Here is a 20,671-nt window from a genome sequence, read left to right as displayed (position 1 = left end):
AGAGGGCGTTCTTTTTTGTGTCGAGGGAATTGAGGGCCCACGCATGGTGCAGCTCAAGCAGGAACGGGCCGTGCAGACCCGTTTGGCGCTCATGCGGGCGGCCGCCGAGGTGTTCGACGAGTGTGGCTACGCGGGAGCCGGGATCAACAAGATCCTCAAGCGGGCGGGGCTGACCGCGGGTGCCCTGTACTTCCACTTCGGCTCCAAGGAAGGGCTCGCCAAGGCCGTCATGAACGCCCAGCAGGACGCGATCGAGCCGCTGCTGGAGTCCCAGGGCCTCCAGCGCCTGGTCGACATCACCCTGGTGTGGTCCCACCGCCTCCTGGAGGACCCGCTGCTGCGGGCGGGCGTGCAGCTCTCGATCGACCAGGAGGGCCTCGCCGAGGGAACGCCGTTCGAGGGCTGGCGCGAGCTCATGGCCGGGTACCTGCGCGAGGCACGGGAGATGGGCCAACTGCGGGAGGGCGCCGACCCGGAGGTGATCGCCCGGTTCGTGGTGGGCGCCTGCACCGGCGTACAGCTCTACTCGCGGCAGGTGGACGGCCGCAGGGACCTGCCGCAGCGCGTCAAGGAGATGTGGGACTGCCTGCTCCCCGGCATCGCCGCACCCGGCACCGCCCAGGACTTCGACGCGGGCGTGGAGCGGGGCCGGCGGCTCAGCCGGAAGGGCGGGGAGGACGCGTGATACGGCAGACCCCGGTCGTGGCCCTCACCGGTGCCACGGGGACCATCGGCCGCCTCGTCGCCCGCGGCCTCGCCGCCGAGGACGGCGCGGACGGCGCGGACGGCGCGGACGTACGGCTTCTGGTGCGCGATCCCGCCAAGGCCGCGCGCGAGGGATTGCCCGGGCGGGCCGTCGCCGCCGACTTCGGTGAAGTGGACGGGCTCGCACGGGCGTTGGAGGGCGTGGACCGCGTCTTCGTCGTCACGAGCGATCCGCTGCGGCCCGAGCACGACGAGAACGTCCTCGCCGCCGCCCGCGCCGCCGGGGTCCGCCGCGTCGTCAAGCTCTCCGCCCTCGCCGTGCTCGACCCCGGCGCCCAGGACCTGCTCACCCGCTGGCAGCGGGACAACGAGGAGCGGCTGCGCGCCTCCGGGCTCGAATGGACGCTGCTGCGGCCCCGGGCGTTCATGTCGAACGCCCTCGGCTGGGCGGCCTCCGTACGGCAGGACGGCACCGTCCGGGCCCTCTATGGCTCCGGGCGCAACGCCTGCGTCCACCCGCGCGACGTCGCCGACGCGGCGGTGCGGGCGCTCCTCGACGCGGAGGGCGCCGGGCGGAGTTACGCCCTGACGGGGCCCGAGCCGCTGTCAGCGCGGGAGCAGACCGGGACGCTGGGCGAGGTGCTGGGGCGGCCGCTGACGTTCGTCGAACTGACCGAGGAGCAGGCGGCCGAGCGGTGGCGCGCCCGGTGGCCGGAGCCCATGGTGCGGGCCCTCCTGGAGAGCGCCCGGCGGCAGCGGGACGGGGCCAAGGAGGCGGTGGCCGACGGCGTACGGGAGGCCACCGGGCAGGACCCGCGCTCCTTCGCCGACTGGGCGCGGGCGAACGCGGAGGCGTTCGGGGCTCGTGGAGCAGCCCGGGGCTCTTCTCACCGGGGAGCGAGTGGAGTTGAATACCGCGCATGATCACTGACCGGGGGATGCTCAGCGGCCGGACCATCATGATCACTGGAGCGTCCAGTGGAATCGGAGCGGCCGCCGCGCAATTGTTCGCGGAGGAGGGCGCCGCCCTCGTCCTGATGGCCCGGCGGGCCGACGTGCTCGCCGAGGTGGCCGCGCCGCTCACCGAGGCGGGCGCCCGTGTGGCGATCGCGGCGGGCGACGTGACGCGGCCGGCGGACGTGGAGCGGGCCGTCGCCATGGCGGTCGATACCTTCGGCTCCCTCGACGCGGCGTTCAACAACGCCGGGTGGGGAACCGGTGGGACGCCGCTGCACGAGCTCGACGAGGACATGTACGACCGCGTCATGGACCTCAACGTACGCGGCGTCTGGAACTGCCTGCGCCGGCAGATACCCGCGATGCTCAAGGGCGGTTCGGGCGGCTCGATCGTCAACACCTCCAGCACCGCCGGCATCGTGGCCACCGGGGCGGTGGCGCCGTACGTGGCCGCCAAGCACGCGGTGCTCGGGCTCACCAAGGCCGCCGCCATGGAGTACGGCGAGTCCGGCATCCGGGTCAACGCCCTGGTCGTCGGCAGTACGCGCACGGAGCTGATGGACGAACTCCTCCAGGACGTACCGGAGCTGGAGGCCAGTTTCACCGCGCGCGCCATCCAGAAGCGGATGGCCGCCCCGCGCGAGGTCGCCCAGGCGGCGGCCTGGCTGTGCAGTGACCGCTCGTCCTTCCTCACCGGGGCCGCCATGCCGGTCGACGGCGGATGGAGCGCGATCTAGTACGCCGCCAGTGCGTCTTCCGGACGCTCTCTAGTACGAGTGGCTCCTCGTGGTGACGCCCTCCAGCACCGCGTCCCAGAGGAGGGCGAACTCGGCCGCCCCGTCGGCCATCGCGCGCGGCCGGGTGCCCAGCGCGGCCGCCGCGCCGTGCACCAGGTGGGTCGACAGCCGTACCAGCGTCTCGGCGTGGACGGTGGGCGTCAGCAGGTCCTGCCGCTCCGCCTCGGCCAGCAGCCGCCGCACCTGGGGCACCCACGCCTCGTCCCACACGGGCGGGGTGTGGGTCAGCGACTGGGCCGCCCGCACCCGGGTGTCGCGCGCCAGCAGGTCGACGAGCCCGCACGTCACCGCGACCACGGCGGCCAGCGGGTCCGGCGCGCCGCGCCGGGTCCTGTCCACCTCGTGGCGGGTGACCGCGATGCCCGCCTCCTTCACCGCTCTCGCCAGGTCGTTCTTCTTGGCGAAGTGGAAGGTGAGCGCGCCCATGGAGATGCCGGCGCGCCCGCAGATGTCCTGGAGTGAGCTGCCCGTGTAGCCGTCCCGGGCGAACGCGTCAGCCGCGGCCCGGACGAGGCGTTCACGGGTGAGCAGGGCCCGCTCCTGCTTGACCACGACGTCACCTTCTTTTTCGTGCCTGCTCGTGCCTACTCGTCCTGCTACGCCTCTTCGCACGCTACTGGGCGGCGCCGTACGGGAGTTGCCGCCGCGCCCCATCCAGGACGTCCTTGGCAAGTCCGCGTGCGAACCCCCGTTCAAAAACATAGAGAGAGTTCGTTATATTTCCCAGTGCCTGCCGACGAGGGGAGCCGACATGACTGACCGCCGGAACGCCGAAGAGCTGACGCGTCGCCTCTTCCACGGGCTTCCGCGGGCCGACCAGCGGCGGTGGGCCGGGGCGTACATGACGGGTCTGCTGAGCACGCCCGGCAAGAAGTCGGTACGGAACATGGGGTGGTCGGTGTGCGCCTCGTACACCGCCTCGCAATCCCTGCACCAGGTGGTCAACGAGAGCACCTGGTCGTGGACGGACGTCCGCCGGGAGCTGACCGCCTGGTGCCACGAGCGGACGGAGGTGCGCGGCTGGGCGCTGGAGCGGGTGATGATGCCCAAGCGCGGTCACTACTCCGCCGGGGTGCACCGGCGCTTCGACGCCACCGCCGGGCGCACCCTCGGCTGCCAGCTCGGTCTCGGGCTGTTCCTGCTCACCGGGTCCGGCGCTGCCGTGCCCGTGGACTGGCGGCTGTACCTGCCCGACGAGTGGCTGGACGACGCTTCGCTGCGGCGCCGCGCTCGCATTCCCGACACGGTACGGGCCGGATCGCCCGGCGGCCTGATGGTGGACCTGGCCGCGACGACCGCCGGCCCGGGTGCTCCCCTGGTGGCCGACGCCGAGACGGTCGGGGAGGCGGCCGAGCTGATCGAGGGGTTCGACGCCCTCGGGGTGGACTGGGCGGTCTCCGTCCCCGCGACGACCCCGGTCTTCGCCGCGCCGCAGCCCGCCGCCCGGCGCCCGGGGCAGGCCCCGTGCGGCACTGTCGTGAGCGCCGGTGGACTGGCCGGGCAGATGCGGGACTCGGCACGCGGGCTGGGTGCCGGGCCGGCGGTCTCGGGACCGGCGGTCTCCAGTGCGCCGGCGGTCTCCGGGCCGTCGGTCTCGGGGGCTCCGCACTCGCCGGGCGTGCTGCCCGTCCATGTGTACGCGGCCCACGCGGTGGGGCCCTTGCGGCTGGTCGCGTCCTGGGCGCCGGGCAAGCGGGCGCCGGAGCGGGTCTGGCTCACCACGCTGCACGGGGAGCGGCTCACCGGGGCCGCCGCGCTGTTCACCCGCCGGGTCGTGGGCGCGGAGGCGCTGGAGGGTCTCGACGACTGCGGGATGCGGGACTTCGAGGGCCGCTCCTACCCGGGCTGGCACCGCCACATGAGCCTCGTGTCCGCCGCGTACGCCCACCGGATGCTGGACGCCTCGGAAGCGCGGGCCGCTTCCGACGCGCGGGCTGCCGACCGGGTCGCGGACCGGGTCCCCCAGCGGGTCGGTGAACGGGTCGGTGGGCGCGGCCTCGGCCGTGGCGTACGGCGTACGGGCGTGAAGGCCGCGTGAGCCGGGGCGTGTGCCAACTCCCCGGGGACGGCCCGCTGGACGGTCACTCCGCGCCCGCGCGCCCTGGTGCGGTGACCGATTCCTCGTGGTGGTACGCGCGGCCCGGGGCCCGGGGCGACTGGACCTGCCCGCCCGCCCCCGACGGCGTACGGGACTTCCACGCCTCCCTCGACGGGTACGCCCCCACGCCGCTGACCGAACTGCCCTCGCTCGCCGACCAACTGGGCGTCGGGCGGGTGTACGTGAAGGACGAGTCGTCCCGCCTGGGGCTGCCGGCGTTCAAGGCGCTCGGCGCCTCGTGGGCGGTGCACCGAGTGCTGGCCGAGCGCCGCCGGTACGGGGACGGTGCCCCGCTCACGCTCGTCACCGCCACGGACGGCAACCACGGCCGGGCGGTGGCGCGCACGGCCCGCCTGCTCGGGCAGCGCGCCCGGGTCTTCGTGCCCCGGGGCGTGCACCCGGCCGCCGCGGCCGCCATCGCCGCCGAGGGTGCCGAGGTCACGCCGGTCGCCGGACCCTACGACGAGGCGGTGCGCCGCGCGGCCGAGGCGGCTCGGGGGCCCGGCGCGGTGCTCGTCCAGGACACCGCCTGGCCCGGCTACGAGGAGATCCCGGGCTGGATCGTCGAGGGGTACTCCACGCTGTTCGCCGAAATCGACGACCAGCTCGGCGCCCCTGATTCCGGGTCGCCCGACCTGGTCGCCGTGCCCGTCGGGGTCGGGTCGCTCGCGCAAGCGGCCGTCACCCACTACCGAGGCCGCCCGTACGGCGCCGCCGGGCCGGCGTTGCTGGCCGTCGAGCCCCGGGCCGCCGCCTGCGTCCTGGCGAGCCTGGCCGGCGGCGAACCGGTCACCGTGGCCACGGGCGAGACCGCCATGGCGGGCCTGAACTGCGGCACCCCGTCCAGCATCGCCTGGCCCCACCTCCGGCACGGCCTGGACGCCGCCGTCGCCGTGACCGACGCCGACAGTGCCCGTGCGGCCCGGGACCTCGCCGCCCTGGGCGTGTCATCCGGCCCGTGCGGGGCCGCGTCACTGGCCGGGGTCCGGGCCGCCCTGACCGGTGCGGGCGCGCGAGAGCGCCGTACCGCCCTGGGCGTCGGCGCCGCCGCCACGCTCGTGCTGCTCAGCACCGAGGGGACGGCCGCCAACCCACAGAGTCACTGAGGTGATTAGAAAACCGCCCAAACGGTTTGTTTACCGGGTCCCAGAGGGTGAATGGGCAGCTCGGAGCCAATTCGGGTGGTGCGAGTGACTCATTTACGCGCCTTTGACAAACCAAGAGGTTGGTTTCTACTGTCATGCCCAGGCGAGAGGGGTTTGGGCTGTGGCGAAGCAGGAGCGGGCCGAGAGGACCCGGGCGAATCTCGTCCGGGCGGCCGCCGCGGTGTTCGATCAGGTCGGGTACGAACGCGCCACACTCGCGGTGATCAGCGATCAGGCGCAGGTGACCAAGGGTGCGCTGTCCTTCCACTTCGCCGCCAAGTCCGACCTCGCCCGTGCCGTCCAGGCCGAGGCGTGCGCCACCTCGGGCGCCGCGCTGGCGGTGTGCGCCGAGCGCCAGGGCCCGTCGTTCCAGGCTGTCGTCGACATGACGTACACGCTCGTCGGGCTACTCGAAAGCGATGTCGTCACCCGGGCCGGGGTGCGGCTGGCCCGCGAGGTCGAGACCCCGGAGGACCCGGCGCTGCACTGCCACGTCAACTGGCTCGGCCGCCTGTTCCAGGCCCTGCGCCGGGCCGAGGCGGACGGGGCGGCGCTGCCCGGCGTCGACGCCCGCTCCGCCGTGGCGCTCGTCATGTCGGTCATCGTGGGCGCCGAGACGATGACCCGTACGCGCGTGGGCGCGGCCTTCGGCGAGGGTCCGTCCGCCCCGCGCGAGAGCGCGCAGGAGTGGCTGGCCCGCATGTGGCACGTCGTCCGGCCGGCCCTGGCGCCGACCGGCGACCTGCGCCCGGCCGCCGAGGTCCGTGAGCTGCATCCCCATTGAGCGGAGCCATGAGCGGCGTACGGCAAGCAGCACCCAATAAGTGTGCCATGCATCTACCTTGACGGCGTGCGGCCGGGACGCATAGCGTCGCCCGAAGGGAGTGAGCAAGCGCTTAGGGAGAGGCGATCGTGCCGCACACCGATCCGTCCACGCACCACCCGTCGGTACTGACCGCGCAGGGAGCCCCGTTCGCCGTCGGGACGGCCGGGGACGGGCGGACGGTGTACGCCGGCGGACCGCGCACGCTGCGCGAGTTCGCCGAGGTCACCTGGGCGTACGGCGAGCGGCCGTTCCTCGTCGCCGAGAGCCGGACGTACACGTACGGGGAGTTCTTCGCCGCCGCCTGCGCGCTCGCCCGCCGGTTCACCGACGTGTACGGGCTGCGCCCGGGCGAGCGGGCCGTCGTCGCGATGCGGAACCACCCCGAGTGGCAGATCGCCTTCTGGGCCGCCCAGTTGGCCGGCCTCGTCGCGGTACCGCTCAACGCCTGGTGGACCGAGGACGAGTTCACGTACGCCCTCGACGACTGCCGGCCGCGCGTACTGCTCGTCGACGGGGAGAGGGTGGAGCGCGTACGGGCGTGGGCGCGGCGCCACGGCGTGCCGGGCCTGGTCTTCCACGGGGAGGCAGGGGAGGCCGAGGCGGGCTTCGAGCGGTACGAGGACCTGCCCGCCGCCGACCCCGCGCTCGGCCCGCCGGAGGTGGACGTCCGGCCCGAGGACGACGCAACGATCATCTACACGTCCGGCACCACCGGGCGGCCCAAGGGCGCGGTCGCCACGCACCTCGCCCAGGCCGGGGCGGCCATGAACCCCCGGTACCACGCCGCCGTCGCCGCGCTCGAACGGGGCGAGATCCCCGGGCAGGGTCCGGCGCCCGTGTCGCTGACCACGTTCCCGTTCTTCCACGTCGCCGCCTTCACGTCGTTCTACACGGTGATGGCGGCGGGCGGCACGCTCGTGCTGATGCGCAAGTGGGACGCCGTGAAGGCCCTGGAGCTCATCCACGAGCACGGCGTGACGCACTACGCCGGGGTCCCCACCACCGCGCTCCAGCTCCTGGAGGCGGCCGGTGACAGGGGGCTCGGGACGCTCGTCCACCTCAGCACGGGCGGCGCCGCCGCACCGCCCGGCCTCGTCGCCCGCTGCCCCGAGGGCGTCGAGCCGCGCAACGGCTATGGACTGACCGAGACCAGCGGCGGCGTGCTGGCCAACTTCGGGGACTCCTACCGGCGTTTCCCCGGCAGCGTCGGGCGGCCCACCCCCGTGACCGAGGTGCGGATCGCCGCCCCGGACGGGCGGGCGCTGCCCGACGGCGAGGTGGGCGAGCTGTGGCTGCGCGGCCAGTCGCTGGTGCGCGGCTACTGGCAGGATCCGGAGGCGACCGCGGCCGCGTTCACGCCCGACGGCTGGTTCCGCACGGGCGACCTGGCCACGGTGCGGGACGGGCGGGTCACGGTCGTCGACCGGCTGAAGGACATGGTGATCCGGGGCGGCGAGAACGTGTACTGCGTGGAGGTCGAGGCCGCCCTGTCCGGCCACCCCGACGTGCTGGACGCGGCCGTGCTCGGTGTTCCCCACCCGGTGCTGGGCGAGGAGGTCGCCGCCGTGGTGCGGCTCCGGGAGGGGGCCACGGCCGGGGCGGAGGAGCTGCGGGCGCAGGTGGCGCGGAGCCTGGCGGCCTTCAAGGTGCCGGCGCACGTCCTCGTCCAGGACGGTCCGCTGCCGCGCAACGCGACCGGCAAGGTGCTGAAACGGGACCTGAGGAAGGACGTCGAGGATCAGGTCCGGGCGGGCGAGGCGTCCGGGTCCGGGCTCAGCCGCGGGTGACGCGAATCCGGTACGTGCCCGTCTTCGGGTTCTCGGAGAGCACCGTGATCCGTACGCCGCTCTCGCGGTCCGTGAAGGACTCGCCGGGGCGGTAGGGGGCGTCGGACAGTTCGGCGTGCACATTGGGGCGGCGCGTGCAGCCGCCGCTGTCCTCGTCGCTGTCGACGACGTTGACCGGGCCGTGCCCGGTGTCCACGTCCGACTGGACGTGGTAGACCAGCACGCCCGGCTCGCACACCGCCTCGTCGTTGCCGTCCCGGGTGCGTACCTCCACCGCGTACCCGGACTCCGGCGTCAGCGGGACGACGGCGAGCTTCGGCCCGCCCTTCATGGCCAGCGGCGTGAGCGTGTACTCGCGGGTGCCGGGCGTGGAGGCGCACCGCACCTGGTTGTTGTCGAGCCAGCCCAGCTTCCACTTGTGCCAGCCCAGCAGGTCGTTGTTGGCCCCCCAGTCCTCGGACATGATGTCCCAGTGCCCGACCGCGCCGCCGCCCTCGGCGGTGTAGAGGTCGGGCAGGCCGAAGACATGGCCGTTCTCGTGCGGCAGGACCCGGAACCCCGTCTCGTGGTAGGTGCCCGAGCCGTCGTCCTGGCGGCTGTAGACGAACGAGGTGTTGGCGAGCGGGGCGCCGTCGGCGTGCGGGGCCTCGCCGTTGCCGGAGAAGGTGACGGACAGGACGGTGTCCAGGGCGGAGGGGCCGGCGTTCGGCGTGACGAGGACGTTGACCAGGTCGTACGCGCTGAAGTCGACCTTGGGGTCGGCGGCCGTCACGATGTCCTGGACGAGCTGGCGGTAGCCGGGTTCATACGGTGAGCCGCGCTCGATCCCGTACGAGGCGAAGGGCACCGGCATCCGGAGCCAGTCGCGCAGCGGTGCCTCGGGGCGGTAGCGCAGCCGTCCGTACGAGCTGACGCGGAACCAGTCGGTGGTCTGCGGGAAGAACTCGGCGAACCGGCTCATCGCCGGGCCCTCGCCGGGGGCGTCGGGGAAGTCGACCATCAGGGTCAGGGCACGGACCTCGCCCGTCGAGCGGGCGTAGCCCGGGCCCGTGGGTATGCCCTCCGAGAGCTGGACCCCCAGGGCGGTGGAGATCCGGCACGCGGCGAGTCCCGGCTCGTCGGCGGCGGACCGGGCGGCGACGGGGCCGGCGGAGGCGCGGGTGGGGTCCGGGAGGGTCGAGCTCGCCGTGGCCAGGCCGGCTATGGCGAGGGTGGCGGCCGCGCCGAGGGCGGCCGGTCTGCGTATCCGCCGGCGGGTCTGCTGCATGCGTGCTGATCGCCTTCGGTCGGCGGCAGCCGGCCGGGTCCGGACTGCTCTCCGTCCGATCAGCCTCTGCCGGGCGGAGGCCGGACGCCCGCCGGATGCGGCCGATCGTGGGTTACTCGCCGGGAGGGGGGTGAAGTGGGGTGACGCAGGTCACGGGGGAAGGTGAAATTCCGGGGACGGACTCCCCGTTTATCCCTGTGTCGCCGACAACCGGGGAAGCCGTCCCCGCTTACGGCAGTAGGGAGTGACCGTGACCAGCACCGCCGACACCGCCACGCGCCGCGCGTCCCGCCCCCGCGCGGACGCCTTGCGAAACCGCGAGCGGATCGTGACGGCGGCCCGCGAGATGTTCGTCGAGCTCGGGCCGGACGTGCCGTTCGACGAGGTCGCCCGCCGGGCCGGAGTCGGCAACGCCACGCTCTACCGGCACTTCCCCGACCGCGCCGCCCTCGTCCACGAGGTCGTCCTGTCGGTCATGTCCCGTACCACCGAGCGGGCCCTGGAGGCGGCCGCCGAGGAGGCCGACGCCTTCGAGGCGCTGCGCCGCTTCACCCACGCCGCCGCCGACGAGCGGATCGGCGCCCTGTGCCCGATGCTCTCCGGCGCCTTCGACCGGGCCCACCCCGAACTGCTCGCCGAGCGCGACCGCCTGGAGGACGCCGTCCAGGCGCTCTTCGGCCGGGCGCAGGCGACCGGGCGGCTGCGCACCGACGTCGCCGTCGGTGACCTGCTGGTCGCCCTCTCCCAGCTCACCCGCCCGCTGCCGGGCTCCGCGTGCCCGAACTTCGACCGGTTCGTCCACCGTCACCTCCAGCTCTTCCTGGACGGCCTGGAGGCCCCCGCCCGCTCCGAACTCCCCGGCTCGCCCGCGACCCTGGAGGACCTGCGCCGCGAGTCCTGACCCGACCCGCCGACCACCGACACACCGACCCGCCGACACAACCGACCCGCCCTCCCGGGGCGGTCACCTGAACACCCGCCGGCACCAGCCCTTACGCCCTTACATCCCTTTTTCGCCTTTTCGAGTCCCTAGGTGGCTGCCCCCATGCCAAAAACGCCTTCCGGCCCCGTTCCCGCCGACCTCGCCCCTGACCCCAGCCGCTGGAAAGCGCTGGTGTTCATAGCCCTGGCCCAGCTCATGGTCGTGCTCGACGCGACGATCGTGAACATCGCGCTGCCCTCCGCCCAGCAGGATCTGGGCATCTCGAACGGCAACCGGCAGTGGGTCATCACCGCGTACGCCCTCGCCTTCGGCGGTCTGCTGCTCTTCGGTGGCCGTATCGCCGACCTGTGGGGACGCAAGCGCACCTTCGTCGTCGGCCTGCTCGGCTTCGCCGCCGCGTCCGCGCTGGGCGGTGCGGCGACCGGTGAGGCGATGATGCTGGGCTCGCGCGCCCTCCAGGGCGCCTTCGGCGCGCTGCTCGCGCCCGCCGCGCTGTCCCTGCTGGCGGTGATGTTCACCGACGCCAAGGAGCGCGCCAAGGCGTTCGGCATCTACGGTGCGATCGCCGGTGGCGGTGGCGCCGTGGGCCTGATCCTCGGTGGCGTCCTCACCGAGTACCTGAACTGGCGCTGGACGTTCTTCGTCAACATCCCCTTCGCCGTCGTCGCCGCCGCGGGCGCCTACTTCGTCATCCGTGAGCCGGCCGGTGGCCGCAACCGCTCCCCGCTGGACATCCCGGGCGTCGTCCTCTCCACGCTCGGCCTGGTCTCCCTCGTGTACGGGTTCACCCGCGCCGAGTCCGACGGCTGGTCCGACGCGAGCACGATCGGGCTGTTCGTCGCCTCGGCCGTGCTGCTCGCCGCGTTCGTCGCCGTCGAGGCGAGGGTGAAGTCGCCGCTGCTGCCCCTGCGCGTGATGACCGAGCGCAACCGTGGTGGCGCGTACCTCGCCCTCGGGCTCGCCATCATCGCGATGTTCGGGCTGTTCCTCTTCCTCACGTACTACCTCCAGGTCGTGAAGGGGTACTCGCCCGTCAAGACCGGTTTCGCCTTCCTGCCGATGATCGCGGGCATGATCACGGGTTCGACGCAGATCGGCGCCCGGCTGATGACCCGCGTCGCGCCCCGGCTGCTGATGGGCCCCGGCTTCCTCGTGGCCGCCACCGGCATGCTGCTGCTGACCGGCCTGGAGGTCGACTCCTCGTACGCCGGACTGATCCTGCCCGCGCAGCTCCTGCTGGGCCTCGGCATGGGTACGGCGTTCATGCCGGCCATGTCCCTGTCGACGCACGGCGTCGAGGCGCGGGACGCCGGTGTGGCCTCCGCGATGGTGAACACCTCGCAGCAGGTCGGCGGCGCGATCGGCACGGCGCTGCTCAACACCATCGCCGCGTCGGCGACCACCGCGTACATCGCCGACCGCGCGGCCGCCGCCACCTCGCCGCAGGCGCGCCGGCTGCTGGAGCTCCAGGGCATGGTCGAGGGCTACTCCGTCGCCATCTGGTGGGCCGTCGGCATTCTGCTGGTGTCCGCCGCGATCGCGTTCACCTTCATCAACACGGGCCGTCCGGGCGGCGGTTCGCGTCCGGTCGCCGCGGGCGGGGCCGAGGACGAGGTGCGGGTCCCGGTCGTCGCGCACTGACGGACACGCACACGCCGTGGAGGGGCGTTTCCCCGCCGCCGATGTGGCGGGGAAGCGCCCCTTCGCGTACCCCAATTTCCGCTTATGCTTTCGGCGTGTTCGACTCCCGGTACATCAAGACCTTCCACGAGGTGGTCAGGACCGGTTCCTATACGGCGGCCGCCCGCTCGCTCGGGTACACCCAGCCGGCCGTCAGCCAGCAGATGAAGGCGCTCGAACGGGACGTCGGCACCCCGCTGTTCACCCGGGTCGGACGCGGCCTCAGGCTCACCGAGGCGGGGGAGGCCCTCACCCGGCACACCGGGACGATCCTCGACAGCCTGGCCGCCGCGCAGGAACAGATCGACGCCATAGCGCGGCTCCGCTCCGGCCGGGTGCGCGTGTGCGCCTTCCCCAGCGCCGGGGCGACGATCCTGCCCGAGGCGATGGCCCGCATGGCCGCCGGACACCCCGGCATCAGGGTCGAGTTGGTGGAGAGCGAGCCGCCCGAGTCGCTGCGGATGGTCGCCCGGGGCGAGTGCGACATCACCCTGGCCTTCACCTATCCGGGCCTGCGGGTCGACGTCCCCGAGGAACTCGACGAGTTCCGACTGCTGGAGGACCCGCTGACGGTGCTCCTGCCCACCGGCCACCCGCTGGCCCGCCGCCGGGCGGTGCACCTGGCCGATCTGGCGCACGAGCGGTGGATCGCCGGCTGCGCGCGCTGCAACGCCAACTTCCTGCACGCCTGCGCCGAGGCGGGGTTCACCCCCGACATCGCCTGCACCACGGACGACAACCTGGTGATGCAGAGCCTGGTGGCGGCCGGCGTCGGCATCGCCATGGTGCCCGCGCTCGTCCTGTCCTTCCTCTGCCACGACAAGGTGACCGGGCGGATCGTCGAGCCGCACACGCGCCGCCAGGTGTACGCCTACGTCCTCCGCGACCACCTCAAGATCCCCGCGACGGCCCTCATGCTCGACGAGATCGTCGCGGTGGCCGAGTCCAGGGTGGGCTGCTGAGCCCGGCGTATCCATAAGCGTTCGTTGGGTGGATGGCAATGAACCGTCCTTGGACGTAATGGGTCGGCCGGGCGGACGCTGCCGCCATGACGACGACCTCCGTTGCCGCGGCCGGCACGACCACCGAACGCCTTCGCACCCTCGTCGCCGAGATACGCGAGGCCGTGGACCGTGGCCTGCCCCCCGACCCGACCGCCCGTCTCGTGGCGGACCGCCTCGCCCCGCACCTCGGCGCGCCGGACCTGCTCACCCCGGCGCAGTGCGAGGGCGACCCCGCCCACTACCGCCAGCACGTGCTCCACGCCGAGCCCGACGGCGGGTTCTCCGTCGTCGCCATCGTCTGGCTGCCCGGCCAGGGCACCCCCATCCACGACCACGTCTCGTGGTGCGTGGCCGGCGTCCACCAGGGCGAGGAGCACGAACGCCGGTACCAGCTCGTCCCGGACGGCACCTCCGCCCGGCTGCTCGCCACCGAGGACGTGGTGAACGGCCCCGGAGAGGTGGCCGCCTTCGCCCCGCCCGGCGACATCCACTCCGTACGCAACGCCGGTGACCGCACGGCCCTGTCGCTGCACGTCTACGGCGCCGACATCACCCGCCTGGGCACCAGCGTCCGGCGCCTCTACCGGCTGCCCGCGGACCGCTGATGGCGCTCGTCGGTTCACGCGTCCGCCCGCTCGTGGCCGGCGGCCGGGCCGGGTCCGGTCCCGTACCGGGGCTCGCGCTCGCCGTGGCCGGGGTGTGCGCGGCCTGGCTGGTGCACCTCGCCGTGCCGGCCGTGCCCATGCTCACCGCCGCCGTGGTCCTGGGCGTCGCCGCCGCCCACACGCCGTGGCTGCGCGCCCGCATCCGGGGCGGCTGCCGGCCGGGCCTCACCCTGGCGGCGAAGCGCCTGATGCGCGTCGGTGTCGTGCTGCTCGGGCTGAAGCTGAGCCTCGCCGACGTCCTGGGCCTGGGCTGGGGCACGGTCGCCATGGTGCTCGCCGTCGTGGCCGCCACCTTCGGCGGTACGTGGTGGCTGGGGCGCCGGATCGGCCTGTCGGGCGACCAGCCGGTGCTCATCGCCACGGGGTACGCGATCTGCGGCGCGTCGGCGATCGGCGCGGTGAGCGCGGTGCGGGACAGCGACGAGGACGACGCCGCCACGTCGGTCGCCCTGGTCACCCTGTGCGGGACGCTCGCCATCGCCGTACTGCCGCTGCTGCACGGCCCGTTGGGGCTGAGCGACGCGCAGTTCGGGCGCTGGGTGGGCGCGGGCGTGCACGACGTGGGCCAGGTGGTGGCGGCCGCGGGGACCGCGGGGCCCGCCGCGCTGGGCGAGGCGGTGCTGGTCAAGCTGATGCGGGTCGCGCTGCTGGCCCCGCTGGTCGCGGCGCTGGTGGTGGCGGCCCGGCGGCGGGCGCGTGCCGTGCCGGGGGGCGGTGCGCCGGGGAGTGCCGCGCCGAAGGGGCACCGGCCGCCGCTGGTGCCGCTGTTCGTGGCCGGGTTCCTCGCGATGGTGGCGCTGCGTACGACCGGATGGCTGCCCGCGCCGACGCTGGACGCCGCCGGGACGGCTCAGGAACTCCTGCTCGCCGCCGCCCTGTTCGGCCTCGGCAGCGCGGTGCACCTGCCGACGCTGTCCCGCACCGGGGTGCGGGTCGCGGCGCTGGGGCTGGCCGCCTGGGTGATCGTGGCGGCGGCGTCGTACGCGGGCGTGGTGCTGACGACCTAGCGAGGGCTACCGCGGCGCGAGGGCTACCGCAGCCAGGGCAGGTCGGCGTCCCGGTCGCACGGCTGGAGGCCCTCGGCCATGACCCGCATGATCTCGCCGAGCTGGTCGACCTGCTCCGGACTGAGCCGGTCGAAGATCGCCTGGCGTACGGCGGCGACATGGCCGGGCGCGCTGCGCCTGAGCACCTCGTACCCCTCGTCCGTCAGGTACGCGTTCTGGCCGCGCCGGTCGGAGGGGCAGTCCTCACGGCGTACCCAGCCGTTCTTCTCCAGCCGCGCCACGGCGTGCGACAGCCGGGACCGGGTGATCTTGGCGTCCTTGGCCAGCTCGGTCATCCGCATCCGGCGGCGCGGGGCCTGGGAGAGCTGGACGAGCAGTCCGTAATAGATGTGCGGCATTCCGGCGTCGCGCTGGAGCTGGCGGTCGAGGTGGTCCTCCAGGAGCGTGGTGGCGTGCCGGTACGCACGCCAGACGCGCTGCTCGTCGTCGCTGAGCCAGCGCGGCTCCTCGGACCGCCGGGACCCGCCGTTGGTTGCCGTATCCATGTATCCCACTGTACGGCTTCTTGAAACTTGAACAAATGGTCGGTACGCTCCTGTTCGAGCCTGCTTTAAGTTTCAAGTAAGTAGGATGGAAGAGCACGTCAGGAGTCGCCGTCATGACCGCCTTCGTGGAGCCCGGTTCCGTCGGGCGGATGCCCGCCCTCTACCTCTCCCACGGCGCGCCGCCGCTCGCCGACGACCCCGTCTGGCCCGGCGAGCTCGCCGCCTGGGCCGCCCGCCTGCCCCGGCCCTCCGCGATCCTGATGGTCTCCGCCCACTGGGAGGAGGCCCCGCTGGCCCTCGGTGCCACCGAGACCGTGCCGCTGGTCTACGACTTCTGGGGCTTCCCCGAGCACTACTACCGGGTCCGGTACGCCGCGCCGGGCGCGCCCGGGCTGGCCGAATCGGTGCGCAAACTGCTGCGCGGTCCCGGTGCGCCCGTGCAGGACCTGCCCGACCGGGGGCTGGACCATGGGGCGTACGTCCCGCTCGTCGAGATGTACCCGGACGCGGACGTCCCGGTCCTCCAGATGTCCCTGCCCACGCTCGACCCGGCCCGGCTCATGGACATCGGGCGCCGACTGGCGCCGCTGCGCGACGAGGGCGTGCTGATCGTCGGGAGCGGGTTCTTCACCCACAACCTGGCGGCCCTGCGGCACGAGGGCGTCCCCGGCTGGTCGGCGGAGTTCGACGACTGGGGGCGGCGGGCGCTGGAAGCCGCGGACGTGGACGCGCTGCTGGACTTCGCGCACGCCTCGCCCGCCGGCGCGCTCGCCCACCCCCGTACCGAGCACTTCGCGCCCCTGTTCGTGACGCTCGGTGCCGCCGACGCCGCCGGTGACCTGAGTGGCGGGCGCAGTGTGATCGACGGGTTCTGGATGGGGCTGGCGAAGCGGTCCGTGCAGTTCGGACAGGCTCTTTAGAGGTCCTTCTCGTACCAGGCCACATCCCAGTACCGCCCGAACTTGCGGCCCACCTCCCTGAAGGTGCCGGTGTGCCGGAAGCCGAAGCGGGCGTGCAGGCGTGCCGACGCCTCGTTGGGCAGCGCGATCCCGGCGTAGGCGCGGTGCACGTCCTCCTCCGTCAGGGCCTCGAAGAGCCGCTTGTACAGCAGGGTCCCGATGCCCCGCCCGGCCGCCGCGGGGGCGAGGTAGACGCTCACCTCCACGGAGGTCGCGTACGCGGCCTTCGGCCGGAAGGGGCTGGAGGTGGCATACCCGAGGACCGTTCCGGCGTTCCCGGTGCCGCGAGCAACCAGCAGGCGGTGGGGGCCGTCTTCCGGGTGGGAGTGCAGCCAGGGGCGCCGCTCTTCGGGGGTGAACGGGGCGGTGTCGAATGTGATCGCCGTCTCACGGACGTAGTGGTTGTAGATGTCCGTGAGCGCCCTGAGGTCACCCTCCGTGCCCGGCCTGACCTGCACCTCTTCGCTGTCGTGCGGCATCCGTCCTCCCCTGGTGGCGGGACAGGGTACTGCAAGATCGCGGAAATCGACGGGTGTCATGGGAATTCTGTCCGGATTCCAGTCGTTGTTTCCGTCGGATGCAGGGCACCCGGGAGGGTGTCGCGACCTACTCAGCAAGGGAGCTCGCATGGCAACCCGTGCCGTCGCCCGTCGTCAGTCCGCCCCCAGTGAGACCACCGACCGGGCCAGCAGCGTTCGCGCCGTGGGCGGGGAGATCGCCGACCGCGACCTGGTCGGCATGTACCTCGACGAGATCGCGCGCACGCCCCTGCTCGACGCCGCCAAGGAGGTCGAGCTGTCCCAGACGATCGAGGCGGGTGTGTACGCCCAGCAGATCCTGGACGGTGAGATCGAGCCCGAGTCGGGCGGCGCGGCCGCGGGTGCGTCCCGCGAGGAGCTGGAGCGCCTGGTCGCCGAGGGCGAGCGTGCCAAGGACGTCTTCATCCGGTCGAACCTCCGGCTGGTCGTCGCGGTCGCCCGGCGCTACCCGCGCAGTGGGCTCCCCCTGCTCGACCTCATCCAGGAGGGCAACGCGGGCCTGGTGCGGGCGGTGGAGAAGTTCGACTACACCAAGGGCTTCAAGTTCTCGACGTACGCGACGTGGTGGATCCGCCAGGCCATCACGCGGTCGATCGCCGACCAGTCGCGCACCATCCGCCTCCCCGTGCACCTGGTGGAGGAGCTGGGCCGCATCCGGCGCGTGCAGCGCGAGTTCAACCGCGAGCACGGCCGCGACCCGGAGCCGGCGGAGGTCGCCGCCGAGCTGGGTTCGAACGAGGAGCGGGTCATCGACGTCCTGGACTGGGCGCGCGACCCGGTGTCGCTGAACATGTCGGTGGACGACGCCGGTGAGACGCAGTTCGGCGACCTGCTGGAGGACACCTCGGCCGTGTCCCCCGAGCAGTCGGTGCTGACGCTGCTGCGCAGCGAGGAGCTGGACGACCTGATCGGCAAGCTCGACAACCGTACGGCGTCGATCATCCGGATGCGGTACGGCATCGAGGACGGCCGTGAGCGGACGCTGACGGAGGTCGGCAAGGAGCACGGCCTGACGCGTGAGCGGATCCGCCAGATCGAGAAGCACGCGCTGCTGGAACTGAAGCGCATGGCCCGCGACACGGGCTTCGACGCGGCGGCGTAGGTCTCCGGGGGCTCGCCCCCGGGCCCCAGTTGCGGGCCTCGGGGCCGTGGGGGCCGCCCGTGCGCGGGAGCGTCAGCGCGGGGTTCCTTCGGGGACCGACCGCGCAAGGCGGGCGGCCAGGGCGGACACGTACGACGCCAGTGCGCCCGGGCCGTGGACGGTGAACTCGCAGTCCGTCAGCGCCAGCCGCAGGGCCAGCCACTCCACCGAGTCCGCCGACCGGGCGCGCAGCCGGCATGTGTCGGGGCCCGTCGGGGTGGGGGCGAGGTGGGCCGGCAGGCGGGCCGTCACGAATTCCGCGGGCGCCTCGAAAGTGACGTCCAGGTCCAGCTCGGGCTGCGTGCGTGACGTGGAGTGCGACAGCAGCTCCGCCGCGCCTCCCGTCGGCAGCTCGCGCGGGGTGAACCGGGCGCCCGTCGGGAAGGGGTCCGCGACCCGGTCGACGCGGAAGGTGCGCCAGTCCTCGCGGGTGAGGTCGTACGCCACCAGGTACCAGCGGTGGCCCGTCGACACCAGGCGGTACGGCTCCACCTGCCGTTTCGTCTCCGTCCCGTCGCCCGCCCGGTACCCGAACCGCAGGCGCTCGTGGCCGGTGACGGTCGCCGCGAGCGTCGTCAGTGTCGCGGGCGCGACGGTCGCGCCGTCCCCCCGCGTCAGCGGGATGGTCGCGTTCTGGAGGGTCGCGACCCGGTGCCGCAGCCGCGACGGCAGTACCTGCTCCAGCTTGGCCAGCGCCCGTACGGCCGCCTCCTCGACGCCCTCGATGGCGTGGCCGGCCCCGGCGCGCAGCCCGACGGCGATGGCGACCGCCTCCTCGTCGTCCAGCAGCAGCGGCGGCATCGCGGCGCCCGCGACCAGCCGGTAGCCGCCGACCGCGCCCCGCGTCGCCTCGACCGGATAGCCCAGGTCGCGCAGCCTGTCGACGTCGCGGCGGATCGTACGGGGACTGACGCGCAGCCGCTCGGCCAGCTCGCTGCCCGGCCACTCGCGCGGCGTCTGGAGGAGCGACAGCAGATTCAGGAGTCGTGCCGGAGTGTCCGTCATGCCATCCAGGATGCGCGCCCATTAGGACACAAGCTGACCTATATGCCAATTAGCTTTTCGGCATGACCTCCACCTCCACCTCTTCCGCCACTACCGCACCAGCGGCCGACAGGCGGCGATGGCTGGCACTCGCCATCGTCATGACGGCCGCGTTCATGGACCTCGTCGACGTCACCATCGTCAACATCGCGATCCCGAGCATCGAGCGGGACCTGTCGGCGTCGTTCGGCGCGATCCAGTGGATCACGGCCGGTTACGCGCTGGCCTTCGCCGCCGGTCTCATCACCGGCGGGCGCCTGGGCGACATCTACGGCCGCAAGCGGCTCTTCCTCGTCGGCATGGCCGGGTTCACCGTCGCGTCCGCCCTCTGCGGTTTCGCCGCGAACCCCGAGATGCTGGTCGCCTCCCGGCTGTTGCAGGGCGCGATGGCCGCGATGATGGTGCCCCAGGTGCTGGCGATCATCCATGTCACGTTCCCGGCGCACGAGCGCGGCAAGGTGTTCGGGATGTTCGGCGCGGTCGTGGGCCTCGGGGCCGTCTCCGGTCCCCTGCTGGGCGCGCTGCTGACCCAGTGGAACCTGTTCGGGCTGGAGTGGCGGCCGATCTTCCTGATCAACCTGCCGGTCGGCGTCGCCGGACTGATCCTGGGCCGGAAGTTCATCGCCGAGTCGCGCGCCGACAAGGCGCTGCGGCTGGACCTGGTCGGCGTCGCGCTGGTCACGCTGGCCCTGCTGATGCTGATCTACCCGCTGACGCGCGGGCGTGAGCTGGGCTGGCCGCTGTGGGGCCATGTGTGCATGGCCGGCAGCATGGCGGTGTTCGGCGTCTTCGTGGCGTACGAGAAGTACAAGGCGCGCAAGGACGGCTCGCCGCTGGTCGAGCTGTCGCTGTTCCGGGTGAAGAGCTTCGCGGCCGGTATCGCGGTGCAGCTCACCTTCGGCGTCGTGCTGGGCGTCTTCTTCCTCGTCTGGACGCTGTACATGCAGATCGGGCTGGGCTGGAGCCCGCTGAAGGCCGGCCTGACCGGCGTGCCGTTCTCGATCGCCGTGTCCGCCGCCGCCGGGATGTCCGTGCAGAAGCTCGTGCCGCGCTTCGGGCGGAAGGTGCTCCAGGCCGGTGCGCTGACCATGGTCGCCGGGGTGCTCCTCTACATCTGGGAGGCCGGGCGGTACGGGACGGGGATCGAGCCGTGGCAGATGGTCGCGCCCCTGGTCGTGATGGGTATCGGCATGGGTCTGATCGTGGCGCCGCTGACCGACGCGGTCCTGTCGGACGTACCGCGCGAACACGCCGGTTCGGCCTCCGGGCTCATCAACACGACCGGGCAGATGGGAACGGCGCTGGGTCTCGGGCTGGTGTCGGTCGTCTTCTTCGGGGCGATCGACGAGGAGCGGCTCGCGCCCGGTGAGGTCGGCGCCGCGTTCGCGGAGGCGTTCCGGGGCGCGCTGTGGTGGGTCGTGGCGGTGCTCGCGGTGATCTTCGCCGTGATGTTCGCGCTGCCGGGGCGGCCGAAGCAGCACGTCGAGGGCGGCGCGGTGGCCGCCGACGAGGTGCCTGAGCCGGTGCCCGCGCTCACGCACTGAGGGGGCGCGCGGTAACGC

Annotated in this window: 20 protein-coding genes; 15 read left to right on the top strand and 5 right to left on the bottom strand. The window is 73.1% G+C overall.

Going from position 1 to position 20,671, the window contains the following annotated elements:
- The first annotated feature begins 43 nt into the window (after nucleotides 1-43).
- From AB0J57_RS16135 to AB0J57_RS16125, 3 genes are read left to right on the top strand one after another with little or no spacing between them, the layout of a single operon-like run.
- A complete protein-coding gene (locus AB0J57_RS16135) occupies nucleotides 44-685 on the top strand; it encodes a ScbR family autoregulator-binding transcription factor (RefSeq protein WP_366128772.1) in 642 nt (213 codons plus the stop codon).
- Nucleotides 682-1,629, top strand: a complete 948-nt coding sequence (locus tag AB0J57_RS16130) for an NAD(P)H-binding protein (protein ID WP_366128771.1) — start codon at nucleotides 682-684, stop codon at nucleotides 1,627-1,629. The genes AB0J57_RS16135 and AB0J57_RS16130 overlap by 4 nt, the downstream gene beginning before the upstream one ends.
- Nucleotides 1,626-2,399 (top strand): glucose 1-dehydrogenase, encoded by a 774-nt coding sequence (locus tag AB0J57_RS16125; protein WP_366128770.1) that lies wholly within the window; start codon nucleotides 1,626-1,628, stop codon nucleotides 2,397-2,399. The genes AB0J57_RS16130 and AB0J57_RS16125 overlap by 4 nt, the downstream gene beginning before the upstream one ends.
- Before the next feature lie 30 nt (nucleotides 2,400-2,429).
- Here the strand turns inward: AB0J57_RS16125 and AB0J57_RS16120 are convergent, their stop codons facing one another.
- On the bottom strand, nucleotides 2,430-3,011 hold the full coding sequence (locus AB0J57_RS16120) for a TetR/AcrR family transcriptional regulator (RefSeq protein ID WP_366128769.1): 582 nt from the start codon (nucleotides 3,009-3,011) through the stop codon (nucleotides 2,430-2,432).
- 199 nt (nucleotides 3,012-3,210) lie between these two features.
- On the opposite strand from AB0J57_RS16120, the gene AB0J57_RS16115 reads away from it, so the two are divergent.
- From AB0J57_RS16115 to AB0J57_RS16100, 4 genes are all read left to right on the top strand, one after another.
- Nucleotides 3,211-4,497 (top strand): transposase, encoded by a 1,287-nt coding sequence (locus AB0J57_RS16115; protein WP_366128768.1) that lies wholly within the window; start codon nucleotides 3,211-3,213, stop codon nucleotides 4,495-4,497.
- A gap of 71 nt (nucleotides 4,498-4,568) precedes the next feature.
- Nucleotides 4,569-5,663 carry a diaminopropionate ammonia-lyase gene (locus AB0J57_RS16110; protein ID WP_366128767.1) on the top strand — a complete coding sequence of 365 codons (1,095 nt, stop codon included), beginning with the start codon at nucleotides 4,569-4,571 and terminating at the stop codon, nucleotides 5,661-5,663.
- A gap of 160 nt (nucleotides 5,664-5,823) precedes the next feature.
- Complete coding sequence (locus AB0J57_RS16105; RefSeq protein ID WP_366128766.1) at nucleotides 5,824-6,486, top strand: ScbR family autoregulator-binding transcription factor; 663 nt, start codon at nucleotides 5,824-5,826, stop codon at nucleotides 6,484-6,486.
- A 128-nt stretch (nucleotides 6,487-6,614) separates the two neighbouring features.
- Nucleotides 6,615-8,315 carry a class I adenylate-forming enzyme family protein gene (locus tag AB0J57_RS16100; protein WP_366128765.1) on the top strand — a complete coding sequence of 567 codons (1,701 nt, stop codon included), beginning with the start codon at nucleotides 6,615-6,617 and terminating at the stop codon, nucleotides 8,313-8,315.
- On the opposite strand, the gene AB0J57_RS16095 is transcribed toward AB0J57_RS16100, so the two are convergent.
- Nucleotides 8,302-9,582 (bottom strand): M6 family metalloprotease domain-containing protein, encoded by a 1,281-nt coding sequence (locus AB0J57_RS16095; protein ID WP_366128764.1) that lies wholly within the window; start codon nucleotides 9,580-9,582, stop codon nucleotides 8,302-8,304. The genes AB0J57_RS16100 and AB0J57_RS16095 overlap by 14 nt on opposite strands.
- Before the next feature lie 250 nt (nucleotides 9,583-9,832).
- On the opposite strand from AB0J57_RS16095, the gene AB0J57_RS16090 reads away from it, so the two are divergent.
- The 5 genes from AB0J57_RS16090 to AB0J57_RS16070 all read left to right on the top strand — a co-directional run bounded on the left by AB0J57_RS16090 (nucleotide 9,833) and on the right by AB0J57_RS16070 (nucleotide 14,881).
- Nucleotides 9,833-10,483 (top strand): helix-turn-helix domain-containing protein, encoded by a 651-nt coding sequence (locus AB0J57_RS16090; RefSeq protein ID WP_366128763.1) that lies wholly within the window; start codon nucleotides 9,833-9,835, stop codon nucleotides 10,481-10,483.
- A 144-nt stretch (nucleotides 10,484-10,627) separates the two neighbouring features.
- Nucleotides 10,628-12,166, top strand: a complete 1,539-nt coding sequence (locus tag AB0J57_RS16085) for an MFS transporter (RefSeq protein ID WP_366128762.1) — start codon at nucleotides 10,628-10,630, stop codon at nucleotides 12,164-12,166.
- A 95-nt stretch (nucleotides 12,167-12,261) separates the two neighbouring features.
- Nucleotides 12,262-13,167: a LysR family transcriptional regulator gene (locus AB0J57_RS16080; RefSeq protein ID WP_366128761.1), complete on the top strand. Its 906-nt coding sequence runs from the start codon at nucleotides 12,262-12,264 to the stop codon at nucleotides 13,165-13,167.
- 86 nt (nucleotides 13,168-13,253) lie between these two features.
- The gene (locus AB0J57_RS16075; protein ID WP_366128760.1) at nucleotides 13,254-13,814 is read left to right on the top strand and encodes a cysteine dioxygenase family protein; all 561 of its coding nucleotides are present in this window, start codon (nucleotides 13,254-13,256) and stop codon (nucleotides 13,812-13,814) included.
- Nucleotides 13,814-14,881, top strand: a complete 1,068-nt coding sequence (locus AB0J57_RS16070; RefSeq protein WP_366128759.1) for a putative sulfate exporter family transporter — start codon at nucleotides 13,814-13,816, stop codon at nucleotides 14,879-14,881. Before AB0J57_RS16075 ends, AB0J57_RS16070 begins: the two co-directional genes overlap by 1 nt.
- A gap of 23 nt (nucleotides 14,882-14,904) precedes the next feature.
- Here AB0J57_RS16070 and AB0J57_RS16065 read toward each other — a convergent pair whose 3' ends face one another.
- Nucleotides 14,905-15,426, bottom strand: a complete 522-nt coding sequence (locus tag AB0J57_RS16065) for a MarR family transcriptional regulator (protein WP_366128758.1) — start codon at nucleotides 15,424-15,426, stop codon at nucleotides 14,905-14,907.
- A 113-nt stretch (nucleotides 15,427-15,539) separates the two neighbouring features.
- Here AB0J57_RS16065 and AB0J57_RS16060 point away from each other — a divergent pair, with 113 nt between their 5' ends.
- Nucleotides 15,540-16,346 carry a class III extradiol ring-cleavage dioxygenase gene (locus tag AB0J57_RS16060; protein WP_366128757.1) on the top strand — a complete coding sequence of 269 codons (807 nt, stop codon included), beginning with the start codon at nucleotides 15,540-15,542 and terminating at the stop codon, nucleotides 16,344-16,346.
- Here AB0J57_RS16060 and AB0J57_RS16055 read toward each other — a convergent pair.
- The gene (locus AB0J57_RS16055; RefSeq protein ID WP_366128756.1) at nucleotides 16,343-16,864 is read right to left on the bottom strand and encodes an N-acetyltransferase family protein; all 522 of its coding nucleotides are present in this window, start codon (nucleotides 16,862-16,864) and stop codon (nucleotides 16,343-16,345) included. The genes AB0J57_RS16060 and AB0J57_RS16055 overlap by 4 nt on opposite strands.
- Nucleotides 16,865-17,012: 148 nt before the next feature.
- Here AB0J57_RS16055 and AB0J57_RS16050 point away from each other — a divergent pair, with 148 nt between their 5' ends.
- The gene (locus tag AB0J57_RS16050) at nucleotides 17,013-18,026 is read left to right on the top strand and encodes a sigma-70 family RNA polymerase sigma factor (protein WP_366128754.1); all 1,014 of its coding nucleotides are present in this window, start codon (nucleotides 17,013-17,015) and stop codon (nucleotides 18,024-18,026) included.
- A 72-nt stretch (nucleotides 18,027-18,098) separates the two neighbouring features.
- Here the strand turns inward: AB0J57_RS16050 and AB0J57_RS16045 are convergent, their stop codons facing one another.
- Nucleotides 18,099-19,070, bottom strand: coding sequence for a transcriptional regulator (locus AB0J57_RS16045; protein ID WP_366128753.1), 972 nt, complete (start codon nucleotides 19,068-19,070; stop codon nucleotides 18,099-18,101).
- A 62-nt stretch (nucleotides 19,071-19,132) separates the two neighbouring features.
- Here AB0J57_RS16045 and AB0J57_RS16040 point away from each other — a divergent pair, with 62 nt between their 5' ends.
- Complete coding sequence (locus AB0J57_RS16040) at nucleotides 19,133-20,653, top strand: MFS transporter (protein ID WP_366128752.1); 1,521 nt, start codon at nucleotides 19,133-19,135, stop codon at nucleotides 20,651-20,653.
- Nucleotides 20,654-20,671: the final 18 nt, after the last annotated feature.

It is taken from the genome of Streptomyces sp. NPDC049837, from assembly GCF_040674455.1.
Taxonomy (GTDB): domain Bacteria; phylum Actinomycetota; class Actinomycetes; order Streptomycetales; family Streptomycetaceae; genus Streptomyces.
This window is presented reverse-complemented; position numbering and strand designations above follow the sequence as displayed.

Coding starts and splice junctions, on each gene's coding strand:
- AB0J57_RS16070 (WP_366128759.1), top strand. CDS start 13,814: ATGGCGCTCGTCGGTTCACGCGTCCGCCCGCTCGTGGCCGGCGGCCGG.
- AB0J57_RS16055 (WP_366128756.1), bottom strand. CDS start 16,864: ATGCCGCACGACAGCGAAGAGGTGCAGGTCAGGCCGGGCACGGAGGGT.
- AB0J57_RS16060 (WP_366128757.1), top strand. CDS start 15,540: ATGACCGCCTTCGTGGAGCCCGGTTCCGTCGGGCGGATGCCCGCCCTC.
- AB0J57_RS16125 (WP_366128770.1), top strand. CDS start 1,626: ATGATCACTGACCGGGGGATGCTCAGCGGCCGGACCATCATGATCACT.
- AB0J57_RS16050 (WP_366128754.1), top strand. CDS start 17,013: ATGGCAACCCGTGCCGTCGCCCGTCGTCAGTCCGCCCCCAGTGAGACC.
- AB0J57_RS16040 (WP_366128752.1), top strand. CDS start 19,133: ATGACCTCCACCTCCACCTCTTCCGCCACTACCGCACCAGCGGCCGAC.
- AB0J57_RS16065 (WP_366128758.1), bottom strand. CDS start 15,426: ATGGATACGGCAACCAACGGCGGGTCCCGGCGGTCCGAGGAGCCGCGC.
- AB0J57_RS16135 (WP_366128772.1), top strand. CDS start 44: ATGGTGCAGCTCAAGCAGGAACGGGCCGTGCAGACCCGTTTGGCGCTC.
- AB0J57_RS16045 (WP_366128753.1), bottom strand. CDS start 19,070: ATGACGGACACTCCGGCACGACTCCTGAATCTGCTGTCGCTCCTCCAG.
- AB0J57_RS16075 (WP_366128760.1), top strand. CDS start 13,254: ATGACGACGACCTCCGTTGCCGCGGCCGGCACGACCACCGAACGCCTT.
- AB0J57_RS16085 (WP_366128762.1), top strand. CDS start 10,628: ATGCCAAAAACGCCTTCCGGCCCCGTTCCCGCCGACCTCGCCCCTGAC.
- AB0J57_RS16095 (WP_366128764.1), bottom strand. CDS start 9,582: ATGCAGCAGACCCGCCGGCGGATACGCAGACCGGCCGCCCTCGGCGCG.
- AB0J57_RS16115 (WP_366128768.1), top strand. CDS start 3,211: ATGACTGACCGCCGGAACGCCGAAGAGCTGACGCGTCGCCTCTTCCAC.